Source organism: Psychrobacter sp. Marseille-P5312 (assembly GCF_900291405.1).
In the GTDB taxonomy this organism is placed as follows: Bacteria; Pseudomonadota; Gammaproteobacteria; order Pseudomonadales; family Moraxellaceae; genus Psychrobacter; species Psychrobacter celer.
In genome coordinates this window covers 1,907,454-1,921,605 of the sequence record NZ_OLML01000001.1, presented here as the reverse complement: position 1 = coordinate 1,921,605, position 14,152 = coordinate 1,907,454, and the positions used below count along the sequence as shown (strand labels likewise).

The window sequence follows — 14,152 nt, the reverse complement described above, 5'->3', positions numbered from 1 at the left end:
GTTCGCCTTTGCTGGCAAACGGCTTTTATTTGATTTGCTGTATCGCTTTTTGATACGTCGCTTATTGATACCTCATCCGCTAATACGTCACATTGACTGTATCGCTGTACTGATAAGTACGTATCAAGCGCAGCTCTACAATATCGTTCATGTCTTCGGTAAATTTGCCAAAGGGTGCCGCTTGACGCACTGACTGCTTTGCCGCTTCATCCAATATCGTCGAGCCTGAGCTCTCTAGCAAACGGATGGCTTTGACATTGCCATCACTACTGATAACCACCATCAAGCGTACGTCGCCGGTGATACCCTGCGCCCGAGCTTGCGCTGGATAATGCAGGTTGCCGACCCGCTCGACATGCTCACGAAACGTATTGATATAATCCGCTGCAGCGCCGCGCGTCGTTGAGTTACTATCGACCGTCACCACTTTTGATTTGGTCGCATAGATCTGCTGACGCTGGGATAACTGCGCCTCTAATGTCGCGATTTGTTTACGCAGACGCTCCTCTTGCGCCAAGATATCATCTTGCTCTTGCGTACTGTCATTATCAGACTCGACGGTTGCCTGTCGCCAGCTCAAGGTGGTACGCAGGTAGCTTTCTTGATAGCGCTGCTGACGGGTCTGCCGCTGCAAGTTGATCACATCTTGTGTCTCGCTCATTTGCTCAGCTGACAGCGGGCTGACCTGATCGGTTTCTTGCCTGAGCTGCTCTTCTATCGTGCCGCCACCGACCTGAGAGGCGTTGGCGATAAAGTGCGCGTCCTCATTTGGCTGCATGTTGTCCGTCAAGGCCTTGGCCACATCCTGCATCATCGCTGCCGGATCTTGCCCCATAGAAAAACTGATACCAAAAATAATCAGCACATGCACACTCACAGCGATGACGATCGCCATAGGCAGGCTTCTATCGCGCTTAGGGGCTTGCGCTGAAAAATGATAACTTTGTGAGTCTTTAATATAGGCCACAGTTGCTCTCAGCTTAAGGGTATGAGCGTCGCAACACAAGTCTGCCGCTCATCTATGTATCAATGAATAGGCACCGCTAAGCGGTTGACTCATGCCGTGCCGAGGCTATCATAACATGACATAGAATTGCGTCGCCAGCACAACCGCCAAACAGGCGCGCCATCCACACTGCAAACAAATCATTTACGATAAAACGCCTGTGTTCATTTTGAAGCCACGATATTTGTTATATACTGCTTTATAAATGCTATAGTCGAGATACTATAAAACAAATACCCTATCATTGGGATGCTTGCTTTCAATAATATGCAGGAACACAACAAGAAGTGCATACTTTAATAGCGCACTATAAGGATAATACGTTTGAGTGACTTTGATAACATGAGTGATAACGTAAACAATTCAGACAGTTTTGATGAGTACTTTGAAAACATTGGCTATCGTTTTGATGAGTCATTTAGCGACGGCTGGGAGCGCCTCACCCAATCTGTTAAAAACCTTTATAACAAAACCACCGATAAGTTTGAAAACGAGCTATCGCTGCCGGTAGCGCAGCAATACGTCAACGATGCCTTGCAAAAGTTTGTCACTGACAATGTAAAGGCCATCTTAGAGCTGCGCGTTGAGATGCACGACGACTGGTTTCGCCTATACTGTACTATTGATATCTCGGGTATCTATATCGAGGTCGCCAGTAACTTTAGCTTGATTCATGTACAGCTCGATCGCAATGTGCAGCGTTTTGTCTTTGGCCAGCAGACCTATACCGATGTGCTAAACCTGCGCTGCGAGTCTTTTATCAAGCGCCAAGGCATCAAGCTGTTTATCTGGTTTTATCATCGTATCCTCAAAAAAGACCCGCTCGGCTTTATCTTATCGTATATCAACATTGCTCGTGCCAAAGACGAGGTTATCTACCTCGATATCAACCGCTGGCTAAAAAAGAACAAAAAAATCATCAGCACACTGCACAAGGTGCAGGTCAATTATGGCGAGCTTGAAGAAGAGCAGATGATCTTAAAGACCCAGATCAACTATCGTGACCTACTGGCCGCCAGTAGCAATGAAGATATCATTAGCGATGCCGATGAGCCTGAACTGATGCAAGGCCCGATCAACCCTGTCGCAGATGCCACCGAGCCCAGTCAGGTTTGATCTCCAACTACATGGGCTATCAATCGTACGTAATAAACCATTAAAACGCCGCTACTTTTCGTCTATCAAGTAGCGGCGTTTTTGTACAACGGCAATACAACTTTTATTTATCAGATTTAAGCAAACACCTGTAGCGGCAGCTTTTATCAATACATCAATAGCTTTTACCAATAATTTTCTACCGCGATATTGCCCTCGCCGCGACGGTTCATCACCAGCCCTAATGTCTTTAGGGCTTCTTTGGTGTCCTCTACCATCTCAGGGTTGCCGCAGAGCATCACATGGGTGCTGTCGACATCCAGCGCAATACCTGCACGCTCTTGTAGCGTACCGTCCAATAGCAGCTTTGGCAGGCGCTCCGTCAATGCGCCGTCGACGGGCTCGCGGGTGACAATTGGGATAAAAATCAGCTTGGCAGGGTTGTCCACCAACGAACCAAAGTCTGCTTGCAAGCGTTCAATCAGCTCAATATAAGCCAGCTCTTCCACCGAGCGCGCACTGTAAGCCAGTACGATATGCTCGTAGTCTTCCCATGTCTTTAGGTCTTGGAGCATCGATAAAAACGGTGCCAAGCCTGTACCTGTCGCCAATAACCATAAGTCTTTGGGCAAGGGTTTTTGGTAGCGAGCCAACGTCAAAAAGCCAAATGGCATGGTATTGAGCAGCAGCTCATCACCCACTTCTAAGTGCTGCAACTGCGAGGTAAAAGCGCCATCAGGAATGACAATAGAGAAAAACTCTAACACCTCATCAAATGGTGAGGAGACAATTGAGTAGGCACGAAATATGTCTTCGTCCAATGCTGCTAATGCCTCGTCCTGCTGCTGATAATACTTCAGCCGACTGGGGTTGACCCCCAAACGCACAAACTGCCCTGCAGTAAATTTAAAACTGTCAGGACGGCTGACCGTAAAGCTAAATAAATTGGGCGTCCAAGTGGTCTTACTGAGTACCGTTACTGTCTGAATATTGTCACTCATAATCGTTAATCACTCTCGTTTTTATTAGTCGTTTTCTTTTAATACTTCTATTGATGGTTGTGTTTATTTGTTTTTAAAGGGGTCAAACCAAAAGATGCGCCAAGCTTATCATAAAGCTGGCGCATCTTGGGTGGTTTACCATCACAGCGGACGTGCGGCACGATAGATTGCTGCACTGTAGCGGTTTGTTTGCTACCTATCTATCAGCATATTACTATCAGTACATTACCAGATACGTGCCATGCTCGCCCACTCAATCATACTGTTTGGCAAGATACCAAAGAATAAAATAATCGCTGTGACGGCGATGACCATGATACCACCCGTGCGAATACCCCACTGTCCTGCCACATCAAACTCGATGAATTGCTTAGGACGTTTAAATAAAGTAAGCAACACGCGCAAGTAATAAAACAGACCGATGGCACTGCCTAGGATAATCATCGCAGCCAAGAACCAGTTGGTCCCTTGTACCGCTGCCAATATCGCAAACAGCTTGGTGATAAAGCCGGCGGTCAATGGAATACCAGCCAATGACAACATCATGATAGTCATCACAGCCGTCAATACTGGACGACGCCAAAACAGCCCTTGATAGTGAGTCAGCTCATCAGCCTCACCTGCCAAGCGATAAGGACTCGACATCAAGGTCACTACCCCAAAGGCACCGATAGAGGTAAAGGCATAGACCGCCATATACATGCTAGAGATGCTATCGGCTGCGGTACCGATACTAACAATAACGATCAGCACATAACCCATATGCGCAATGGATGAATAACCCAATAAGCGCTTGAGACTGGTCTGACGTACGGCCAGTAAGTTACCTACCAATATCGATAAGGTCGCCATCACCATCAGCAGTATCTGTACAGACGGCAGCGCCAATAACGCAGTATCGATTAAGAAACGCACGGCCAAAGCCATCATCGCCACTTTTGAGACAGACGCCAAAAACGTAGCGATAGGAGCTGGTGCGCCCTCATAGACATCGGGGGTCCACATATGAAAAGGAGCTGCTGAGAGTTTAAAGGCAATACCGAACAGCATCATCGCCGCCCCAAGTATCAAGAGTGGCGACTCAAATACATTACCCAATACCAAGCTGATCGGTTTGAACGCCAGCGCGCCCACCTCAGCGTAGATAAAGGCCATGCCCATCAGCAGTGTGGCCGATGCGGTCGCTGATAACACCAGATACTTCAGCCCCGACTCAAGCGAACGATTACGCATATAAGTATAGGCCAATAAGCCATATAGCGGTATCGATAGCATCTCAAGACTCATAAAGAACGCCGCCAAATGCTGAGCACTGACCATCAGCAGCGCGCCGATTGTCGATAGCAACATCAGCAGATACAGCTCGTCTTTATTGTCTTTTAGGTTGGCAAGATAAGCATAAGACAGCGTACAGCACGCCAATGCACAAATAAAAATCACCACCATATTAAACTGGGCAAAATTATCGATGATAAATAACTGCTCAGCGCTAGGCGCAGCCGCGCCGCTACTGACGATACCAGCCATCTGCGCCAGCAAGGTAAATAGCCCAATGTTTAAGCCCACCACCGTAACAGTACCTGTCACCATATGTGAGCGTTTTACCGCGATGGCAATCATCACCACCAACACCGTAATCACTACGGCGATGATCGGTGCGTAAGGTAGCAATCCCATCAAATCATTCATCGTAATATCATTCATGACTTAACGTGCCTCCATTGCATCAAGCAGTTGCATGGCATCTACCTGTGTGACTTGACTGTATATATATGCATTATTGATCCACTGCATGGCGTGACTTGACGTATCGAGGAATGGCTGCGGATACAATCCTAGCCAGACCAAACCTGCTGCTAACATAAGCAGCAACGAAAGCTCACGTTTGCCCAAATCTTTTAGTCTACGCTTCGGCAGTCCGTGCGATTTGGTTTCGTGTATCGCCAGCGCTTCGATATTGTTTTTACCAAACAAGGCGCGGTGAATCAAAATGAGCGAGTATAGGCCTGCAAGTACCAAGCTGAATGTAGCAAAAACCACAAACACAGGATACTGAGCAAATGAGCCAAATAAGATCATAAATTCGCCAATGAAGTTGCCCGTACCTGGGATACCCAATAAAGCGGCGCAAAAGAACATCAGTATCGGTGCATAGTAGCGGAACTGACCCCACATACCGCCCATCAAAGTCAGATCGCGCGTATGTAAGCGCTCATACAGCTGTCCTGCCATGATAAACAATGCCGCCGAGCTAAGCCCGTGCGCCAGCATCTGAATCATCAGGCCTTGTAAGCTGATGAGCGTACCAGCATAGATGGCCAATACCACAAAGCCCATGTGCGAGACACTGGTATATGCCAATAGACGCTTCATGTCGGTCTGCATAAAGGCGAGCCACGCCCCATAAAAGATACCAATCGTCCCCAAGGTAATGGCAATCGGTGCAAACTCTTGCGACGCGGCTGGAAATAATGGCAAGACAAAACGAATCAAACCATAGGCGGCAGTCTTAATTAGAACCCCAGCCAAATCCACCGAACCTGCTGTTGGTGCTTGAGCGTGCGCATCGGGCAACCAGCCATGAAAAGGTACAATCGGCAACTTCACCGCAAAACCGATAAAGAAGCACAGCATAATGGGATATTCCCAGCCGCCAAGCGAGGTACCGAGCAAGTCATTATAATTAAAGCTGACCACCCCAGTTTGCGCATAGCTGATAATGACCAACACCAAGATACCGATGAGCATGATTAGCCCAGACGCTTGGGTATAAATAAAGAACTTGGTCGCTGCGTACTCTTTGGTTTTGCCCACCACATCATGACCCCATAGCGCGATCAAGAAGTAGATAGGAACCAGCATCATCTCCCAAAAGAAGAAGAACAAAAACAGATCAATGGCTAAGAACACACCGATGACGCCGCCCAAGCTCCATAGTAAGTTGAGATGGAAAAAACCCACACGGCGCTGAATCTCGTTCCACGAACAAGCGACAGCGGCAATACCGAGCAGCCCTGTTAGACCCACCATCAGCAGCGACAAACCATCTAGCGCCAAATGAAAGCTGATACCAAAGCTTGGTATCCACGGCACACTAAACTCAGCGACCCATGGCACGTTTGCATCTGGCGCGATCACCTGCTTACTCATACCGCTATAGTCGCCGTACTGCCATAGCACGAGTGACAAAGCAAAGGTTATGATCATCCCGATTAAGGCGATCCAGCGCGGCAGACGTTTATTAATCCGCTCTACCAGCCAGCATAGCAACCCTGCAATAAAAGGAATTGCAATCAATGCTGGTAGCATCCACGTTTGTTGTAACTCAATCATCTTATACCACCGTTATCATTACCAGCACGAGCAATACAGCAACGCCTAAGCCAAAGCTTGCAGCGTAACCTCGAAGTGACCCTGTTTGCGTCGCAGACAATACCTTATTACCTGCTGATGCCAGCTTAGGTAAGACATACCACGTTTTATCGATAGGGTCGGCTTTTAATAAGCGGCCGATGAACAAAAAGGGTTTTACAAAAAGTAAATCGTATAGCGCATCGAAACCTAGGCCGTGATAGCACCAGTGATACAGCGCGCCGCCAACACGCGAGCGCTTAAAGCTAGTAAGCAGGCGACCTTTATTGACCACATATAACAGCGCGGCCAATACCAAACCTGCCAGCATCGCACCCATGGCGATATACTCTGCAGTATGCTTGGCCTCTGCTTGACCAGCCACTTCTAATAGATGCCCAACACTCTGGGGCAATACACCTTGCAATGGCGGCGTAATCCACGCACCGACAGCGGTCGATAGTACCAAAAGCACGGTAAGTGGTAACCAATATGACACCCCTGACAGCTTATGCGCATGGGTCTTCTCTTCACCAAAAAAGACAACCCAGATCATACGGAAGGTATAAATTGCCGTTAAGAATGCACCAAAAACACCCATGTAAAATAGTACTAAGTGACCGGTGGCATAAGTTTCCCAAAGAATCGCTTCTTTAGAATAAAAACCAACGGTGACCCAAGGTATCGCAGCGAGTGCTCCGCCACCGACGATATAACACCAAAACACCAAAGGTATCTTTTTGCGTAAGCCGCCCATCTTAAAGATGTCTTGCTCATGATGTACCGCTAGAATGACCGCACCTGATGCCAAGAACAACAGCGCCTTAAAAAAAGCATGGGTCATCAAATGAAAGATAGCCCCTTGCCACGCGCCCACGCCTAAGGCCAAAAACATATAGCCAATCTGACTCATGGTCGAGTAAGCAAGGATACGTTTGATATCGGTTTGCGCCAGCGCACAAAATCCAGCGACCACAAGCGTTAACGCCCCGACACCGCCGACCCAGTACAATAAAATACCAGGGGTCAGCTCAAACAATGGATGCAGGCGGGCAATTAAATACACCCCTGCGGTGACCATCGTCGCGGCGTGAATCAATGCCGATACTGGTGTTGGACCTGCCATCGCATCAGCAAGCCATGTGTGTAGTGGCAACTGGGCTGATTTACCCATCGCGCCGCCCACCAGCATCATAGTGGTGAGCATCATTATGGGGTTGTTTAGGTCAAAGACTTCGGGCGCGCGGGTGATAATCTCTTGAATATGCAGCGTGCCGAACTCGCGAAACAATAAAAACAAACCAAAGGCTAAAAACACATCACCGACACGCGTGACTGTAAAGGCTTTCATCGCCGCGCGGCCATTGGCTCTGTCGTGGTAGTAATAACCAATCAGCAAGTACGAACAAATACCCACGCCTTCCCAGCCCAGATACAGCAAAAACAAGTTATCTGCTAACACCAGTAACAACATACTGGCGACAAATAAGTTCATATAGCTAAAGAAACGGGCAAAGCCGGTATCGCCTTTCATGTACCAAGCGGCAAACATATGAATCAAAAAACCGATACCCGTGATGATGCCTGTCATGGTCAATGCCAAGCCATCAAAACTCAGCCCAAAGCTCGGAGCAAAATCCCCGACCTGAAACCACGTCCACAGCGGCATCTCGACGACCGTACCTGCAGGGTAACTGGTCAAAAAAGTATAGCTGACGACGACCGTACAAAGCGCAGATAGCAGCATACTACCGACACCGACTATCCTCGCCACCTGCTCGGTGAGTTTATCGCGCATAAAGGCTAAGATTAAAAAGCCAATGAGCGGGAATATAAAGGTTAATGGTAATAAACTCATGACATCATCCTTTCATCTCATTGGCGCTATCGACATCGAGATGCCCACGCTTATGATAAAACCGCAATAATATTGCCAGACCGATTGAAGCTTCAGCCGCGGCCAAAGTCAAAATAAAGATAAACATAATCTGCCCATCTGGATCGACCCAGCGACTGCCTGCTACTACAAATGCCAATGCCGTCGCGTTCATCATAATCTCAAGACTCATTAGCATAAATAAAAAGTTACGTCGTACCATGACGCCGCACAGACCGATGGCAAATAAAATACCTGCCAAAATCAGTCCATGACTCATGGGTATCATACCCAGTACATTTTGCGCCTCAGCAGCTGGCTGTACTAAGCCTGCTACCTCGTGGGCAAACGGCACGTTTGACACATCTTGTGCCACGCTTGCTGCTAGTACCATCAGTCTGACTCCTTGCGCGTGACTCGTTGTACACCTACTTGCTTACCGACATAGTCATGCGGGTCAACATCTTTGTATTCATAAGGCTGCGCCATCTGTGCTGCATGGCTATCGTCGTTATCATATGATTTGATACTACCGACAGCTGGCTGCACGTCTCGGCTACCATTGCCGATGATCTCATCATCTTTCGTCTCTTTGCCCAAGTGGTAGGCGGCAACCAAAGCGGCTAGCAGCAGTAGGGCCGCCACCTCGATGAGCATGACGTATTTGGTAAAGAGCACCGTACCGACTGCTTTGGCAGAGATGGTGGTACCACCAATCATCGCCGCGTCATCATGTCCCATACCTATCATCGCATACAGTACAACGCCGATGATAACCGTCAGGCCGGTCGGCAGCGCCCACGTGCCAGCATCGAGCCAGCGCTCTTCGCGCTCATCATTACTCATGCCCAAGTTGAGCATCATAATGACAAAGACGAACAGCACCATGATAGCGCCAGCATAGACGACGATCTCTAACGCCCCTGCAAACGGCGCACCTAAGACAAAGAAAATACCTGAGATGGCGAGCAAAGACACAATCATCGACAAGATGGCATGTACTGGATTGGCCTGCGTCACCACGCGCAGGCTGGCAAATATCGCCACAGCAGCCAGCGCATAAAACCCTGCCAGCTCAGGGCTGTTTAAAATAGTCATCATGGTAGCAAGCTCCTTAGATCAATCGGTGCCGCTTCGTTTTGAGCAGCGCCTTTTGGTTTTTCCGCTACCGCCATACCGGTCACACGATAATAGTTATAATCAGGATATTTGCCTGGACCTGAGATGAGCAAATGCTCTTTTTCATAGACCAAGTTTTGGCGCTTATACTCACCCAGCTCAAAATCTGGCGTCAGCTGAATCGCTGTCGTCGGACAGGCTTCTTCGCACATTCCGCAAAAGATACAGCGCGAAAAGTTAATACGAAAAAACTCTGGATACCAGCGTCCATCGTCACGCTCGGCTTTTTGTAGTGAGATACAGCCTACTGGGCAGGCGACGGCACATAGGTTACACGCCACACAGCGCTCATCACCATCAGGGTCACGCGTCAGCACAATACGCCCGCGAAAGCGTGGCGGCACTGGCACTGGCTCTTCAGGATAAAGAATGGTGTCACGTGGCCTAAGCGCATGACTGTTGACCATCCACATGCTGCGGACAATGGTAAGGATACCAATGACGGTCTTTTTTATGGTAGTAAACATGGGATTATTATCCTTATCAGCTTTACCCTAGTTCATCAATGATGGCTAGTAATGATTACAACGTTGGGGAAAAGATCAAAATGACTGCAGCAGTAACGATTAAGTTAATCAGCGTCACTGGCAGGCAGACTTTCCAGCCAAAGTTCATCACCTGATCATAGCGCGGACGCATGAGTGAGCCTCGAGCCAAAACAAATAGGGTCATAAAAAACAGCGTCTTAATCATGAACCAAAAAGCTGGTGGAATAAATGGAATATCTAAATTAAACGGCGCCAGCCAACCGCCAAAAAACAAGCAGGTCATCAAGGCTGAAATCAGGACGACGTTGACATATTCCCCAATGAAGAACATACCGAACTTCATACCGGAGTATTCGACATGATACCCTTCAGCCAGCTCTTGCTCGGCCTCTGGCTGATCAAACGGATGCCTGTGGGTCACCGCCACACCAGCGACCACAAAGGTCAAAAAGCCAAAAAACTGCGGAATGATATACCAGCCGTCAATCTGTGACTCAACGATTTCGCGCAAATTAAACGAGCCGGTCAAGGCCACCACGCCCATCAATGATAAGCCTAAGAACACTTCATAACTGATGGTTTGTGCCGCCGAGCGTAGGCCGCCCAATAGCGAGAACTTGTTGGCAGACGCCCAGCCGCCAAACATCACCGCATAGACGGCGATACCTGCCATGGCAAAAAAGAACAAAATACCGATGTCCCAATCCGCTACCCCAAGGGTCGGCGAGATAGGGATAATGGCAAATGAGGCCAATGCGGTAAACATGGCGACCGCAGGTGCCAAGGTAAACATAAACTTATCGGTGAAGTTTGGTGTCCAGTCTTCTTTAAAGAAGATTTTGAGCATATCAGCGACCAGCTGCAAGGAGCCAAACGGCCCGACACGGTTGGGGCCATAACGATCTTGCCATAATGCCAGCATGCGGCGCTCATAGACAATCATCAACGCCGCCACGATAACGACCACCAAAAATATGACCAGTGCTTGCACCACCATAAATAAAACGGACCAAGTATCAAAGCTCATACTACTGGCCAAAAAGCTTGGCACATCAGGGATAATACGGGTAACTTGCATATTACACCTCCTGTGTGGTGGTCGGCGCGGTGCTGGTTGACGCTGCGCGGTTGGTGGTATCGTCAGCGCTATCCGCCATATCGCCCCTCATTGTCACGGGCGCATCGACTTTACGGACTGAGGCTGGCATCGAAGGGTGAATGATGCTCACCTGCCCGACAGGATAACCAATACAGCCTTCTGCTAGATAACCGACAATCTGTACTGGCAGGGTGATTTGCTGTTTGTCAATCTCGATTGCTAAGTAATCACCAGCGGCAATATTCCAGTCTTTGGCATCATCCATACCGATCCGCCATGCCGCCACCGGCAGCTGTTCGGCGACGATAGGACTGCGCGATGCCATCATTGAGCTGGCATAGATGTTATAGATAGGCACCAGTTTGGCTTGTCCCTGCTGCATGTCAGTCGTGGTCGCAGACAGGGCTTCTGGTACGACATACTGACGTGTCGGTAGGCGCTCGAGCATATCGAACAAACGCACGCCTGGGTCACCGTTTTTTAGATGACCACCGACTTTGTCTTGGTATTTGTTCCATGCTTGCGGCGAGTTCCAGCCAGCAGCATGAGCAAAAGGAATCATCGAGCTTGGTGTTTGTTTGCCCGTGTAGCCTTCCATAGAGAAAGTCAATCCTGTATCCAAGTCTTTTGGCTGCATTGGCTCATGCACTGAAATCGGCGCACGCATGGCAGTACGACCAGAGTAACGCCGCGGCTGACGCGCAATTTTAAGACCCGTGATACGGTAGTCCGCATCGGGCGCGGCGCCCTTGATACCAGCAAGCTTTGGATGGGTGGCGATCAATGCATTGATGACATCATCGAGCTGTGTCCAATCGACATCACGGCCTTCGATACTGCTATGCACCGCATGTAACCAGCGCCAGCCTTCTTTGATACTGCTCATTGGATGATAATATTCATTATCATAAACTTGGAAGAAGCGCTGCGCACGGCCCTCAGCAGAGATAAGCGTACCATCCGCTTCGGCAAAACTGGCGGCTGGCAAGACGATGTCGACGTCTTTGTGCCAATCAAGCAGCTGATGATCAAGGGCGATGACGGTCTTATCAGCGAGTAACTGCGTCAACTTATTGGCATCAATGGCATCGGTCAGCTGGTTTTCTGCAACCACCACCACATCAAAGTCAGTGGCTAGTAGCTCTTCAACTGACTGCCCTCCAAGCATACAAACGCCCATGCTATTGGCATCAGGTACCGTTAGATAGATACCTGCTTGTGCCTGATAGCTGTTATTTACTTCTTTTAACTCAAGGTTTTCAGCAGGCTCGCGCTCGACATCATCCTGCGCTTCTGTATTCACGCCTGTTTCAGGTTTGTTCGGCTTAGCAGATAAATCTTGGTCTTCTTCAGGCTGGTCATTAGCCGCTTTCGCTTGTGCTGCCTGTACTTTGGCATTATGTGCCTCAACCTGCTGTTGCTCAGTCGCTTTGATTGCCGCGCGTTTTTGGGTCAACGCTTGGGTAATCTGCGCCGCTGCTTCTATCAGTGCGGTAGAAGATAAGCTGCTACCCGAAACCACCAGCGGCTGATCGGCTTGAATCAAATCATATGCGATTTGCTGCGCGAGTGCCTGCATCGCATCGGTCTCGCGCTCGGCAGTATCCGCTTGCGGCGCTACAATCTGCGTCAAATCATCTGCCAGACCTGCAATCTCATCAGCAACTTTAAAACCAAGTTTAACAATGTCTTCAGGAGTCGCTACCACGCTGGCTTTGCTGATGTCTTCTAGCTTGGTTTGGGTCACATCGACGACGTATACTGGGCTTAACGCGTCTTGGGCGATACGCTTGACAGGCTCGGAAAGCCAAGGCTGCGTTTGCAGCGCCGCCGCCATTTTTAAGCCTTCGTTTTTCGCGGCTTGACGTACTGACAGTGCGACACGTGATGAAGTTTGGGTGATGTCTTCGCCCAACACCAGCACAGCGTCATGTGCTTCGATATCAGCCATGCTAGGATTATAGATACCTTCAGTGCTGAGCACTTCGATACATTTATTGACCAATGCTTGCTGCTGATGATTGAGGCCGGTTGAAAAGTTATCAAATCCAACCAGATTTTTTAGCGCAAAGTTGGTCTCGAGACTGGCACGCGGTGAACCAATACCGATGACTTTTTTGTCTTTGATGCGTTTGATGGTTTCATCAAGCGCGTAGTCAATATTGATTTTGACGTGTTTGTCATTGATACGCTCAAGCGCTTGGGTTGGACGATCAGCGCGGTTGACATAGCCATAACCAAAGCGGCCACGGTCACATAAGAAATAGCGGTTTACGTCACCGTTATAGCGGTTTTCGATACGACGCAGCTCGCCATAACGTTCACCTGGCGAGATATTACAGCCCGCCGAGCAGCCATGACAGATGCTGGGCGCATACTGCATGTCCCATTTACGATTGTAGCGATCAGAATGCGTTTTGTCAGTGAATACCCCAGTTGGGCACACTTCGGTTAAGTTGCCTGAAAACTCGCTTTCGAACTGACCGTCTTTATCACGGCCAAAATACACACGGTTGTTTGAGCCATAAACGCCCAAATCTTCGCCGCCTGCGTAGTCTTTATAAAAACGCACACAGCGATAGCACGCGATACAGCGGTTCATCTCGTGAGCGATAAATGGCCCAAGGTCTTGGTTATGATGCGTGCGCTTGGTAAAGCGATAGCGACGACGACTATGACCTGACATATAGGTCATGTCTTGCAAGTGACAATGCCCGCCTTCTTCACAGGTTGGACAGTCATGCGGATGGTTGGTCATGAGTAGCTCAACCATCGACTTGCGGAATGCCTTGGCTTCGTCATCCGTCACTGAGATATACATGTCATCGCCAGGAGCGACCATGCAAGACATCACCAGACGACCGCGCCCTGCTTCCATATCGTCTTTGTTTTGGAACTGCTTGACTGCGCACTGACGACACGAGCCGACCGAGCCAAGGGCTGGATGATAACAAAAATACGGCACATCAATGCCGAGTGATAAGCAGGCTTGCAGCAAGTTATCGCTGCTATCTACTTCGACAGTGGTACCATCAATATGTATGACTGCCATGCCGC

11 protein-coding genes are annotated in these 14,152 nt (G+C 48.9%); 1 reads left to right on the top strand and 10 read right to left on the bottom strand.

Annotated features, from left to right (window positions below):
- Positions 1-79: 79 nt before the first annotated feature.
- On the bottom strand, positions 80-967 hold the full coding sequence (locus C6W44_RS08320; RefSeq protein WP_199774469.1) for an energy transducer TonB: 888 nt from the start codon (positions 965-967) through the stop codon (positions 80-82).
- A 381-nt stretch (positions 968-1,348) separates the two neighbouring features.
- Between C6W44_RS08320 and C6W44_RS08315 the strand changes: the two genes are divergently transcribed.
- Positions 1,349-2,122, top strand: coding sequence for a hypothetical protein (locus tag C6W44_RS08315; RefSeq protein ID WP_105246581.1), 774 nt, complete (start codon positions 1,349-1,351; stop codon positions 2,120-2,122).
- A gap of 164 nt (positions 2,123-2,286) precedes the next feature.
- On the opposite strand, the gene C6W44_RS08310 is transcribed toward C6W44_RS08315, so the two are convergent.
- The 9 genes from C6W44_RS08310 to nuoG all read right to left on the bottom strand — a co-directional run bounded on the left by C6W44_RS08310 (position 2,287) and on the right by nuoG (position 14,147).
- On the bottom strand, positions 2,287-3,105 hold the full coding sequence (locus C6W44_RS08310) for a ferredoxin--NADP reductase (protein WP_413772339.1): 819 nt from the start codon (positions 3,103-3,105) through the stop codon (positions 2,287-2,289).
- A gap of 222 nt (positions 3,106-3,327) precedes the next feature.
- The gene (locus C6W44_RS08305; RefSeq protein ID WP_075101463.1) at positions 3,328-4,806 is read right to left on the bottom strand and encodes an NADH-quinone oxidoreductase subunit N; all 1,479 of its coding nucleotides are present in this window, start codon (positions 4,804-4,806) and stop codon (positions 3,328-3,330) included.
- 3 nt (positions 4,807-4,809) lie between these two features.
- Positions 4,810-6,435, bottom strand: a complete 1,626-nt coding sequence (gene nuoM, locus C6W44_RS08300; RefSeq protein ID WP_105244966.1) for an NADH-quinone oxidoreductase subunit M — start codon at positions 6,433-6,435, stop codon at positions 4,810-4,812.
- A 1-nt stretch (position 6,436) separates the two neighbouring features.
- Positions 6,437-8,311: an NADH-quinone oxidoreductase subunit L gene (gene nuoL, locus C6W44_RS08295; protein ID WP_105244965.1), complete on the bottom strand. Its 1,875-nt coding sequence runs from the start codon at positions 8,309-8,311 to the stop codon at positions 6,437-6,439.
- 4 nt (positions 8,312-8,315) lie between these two features.
- Positions 8,316-8,624 carry an NADH-quinone oxidoreductase subunit NuoK gene (gene nuoK / locus C6W44_RS08290; RefSeq protein ID WP_075101564.1) on the bottom strand — a complete coding sequence of 103 codons (309 nt, stop codon included), beginning with the start codon at positions 8,622-8,624 and terminating at the stop codon, positions 8,316-8,318.
- Between the two features lie 98 nt (positions 8,625-8,722).
- Complete coding sequence (gene nuoJ / locus C6W44_RS08285) at positions 8,723-9,430, bottom strand: NADH-quinone oxidoreductase subunit J (protein ID WP_105244964.1); 708 nt, start codon at positions 9,428-9,430, stop codon at positions 8,723-8,725.
- On the bottom strand, positions 9,427-9,975 hold the full coding sequence (gene nuoI / locus C6W44_RS08280; protein WP_075101459.1) for an NADH-quinone oxidoreductase subunit NuoI: 549 nt from the start codon (positions 9,973-9,975) through the stop codon (positions 9,427-9,429). Before nuoI ends, nuoJ begins: the two co-directional genes overlap by 4 nt.
- A gap of 55 nt (positions 9,976-10,030) precedes the next feature.
- On the bottom strand, positions 10,031-11,023 hold the full coding sequence (gene nuoH / locus C6W44_RS08275) for an NADH-quinone oxidoreductase subunit NuoH (RefSeq protein ID WP_192994854.1): 993 nt from the start codon (positions 11,021-11,023) through the stop codon (positions 10,031-10,033).
- Positions 11,024-11,075: 52 nt separating this feature from the next.
- Positions 11,076-14,147 carry an NADH-quinone oxidoreductase subunit NuoG gene (nuoG, locus tag C6W44_RS08270; RefSeq protein ID WP_105244962.1) on the bottom strand — a complete coding sequence of 1,024 codons (3,072 nt, stop codon included), beginning with the start codon at positions 14,145-14,147 and terminating at the stop codon, positions 11,076-11,078.
- Positions 14,148-14,152: the final 5 nt, after the last annotated feature.

Excerpts from the sequence above, each read along its gene's own strand:
- C6W44_RS08305 (WP_075101463.1), bottom strand. The coding sequence starts at position 4,806 with ATGAATGATATTACGATGAATGATTTGATGGGATTGCTACCTTACGCA.
- nuoL (WP_105244965.1), bottom strand. The coding sequence starts at position 8,311 with ATGAGTTTATTACCATTAACCTTTATATTCCCGCTCATTGGCTTTTTA.
- nuoG (WP_105244962.1), bottom strand. The coding sequence starts at position 14,147 with ATGGCAGTCATACATATTGATGGTACCACTGTCGAAGTAGATAGCAGC.
- nuoI (WP_075101459.1), bottom strand. The coding sequence starts at position 9,975 with ATGTTTACTACCATAAAAAAGACCGTCATTGGTATCCTTACCATTGTC.
- C6W44_RS08315 (WP_105246581.1), top strand. The coding sequence starts at position 1,349 with ATGAGTGATAACGTAAACAATTCAGACAGTTTTGATGAGTACTTTGAA.
- nuoH (WP_192994854.1), bottom strand. The coding sequence starts at position 11,023 with ATGAGCTTTGATACTTGGTCCGTTTTATTTATGGTGGTGCAAGCACTG.
- nuoJ (WP_105244964.1), bottom strand. The coding sequence starts at position 9,430 with ATGATGACTATTTTAAACAGCCCTGAGCTGGCAGGGTTTTATGCGCTG.
- nuoM (WP_105244966.1), bottom strand. The coding sequence starts at position 6,435 with ATGATTGAGTTACAACAAACGTGGATGCTACCAGCATTGATTGCAATT.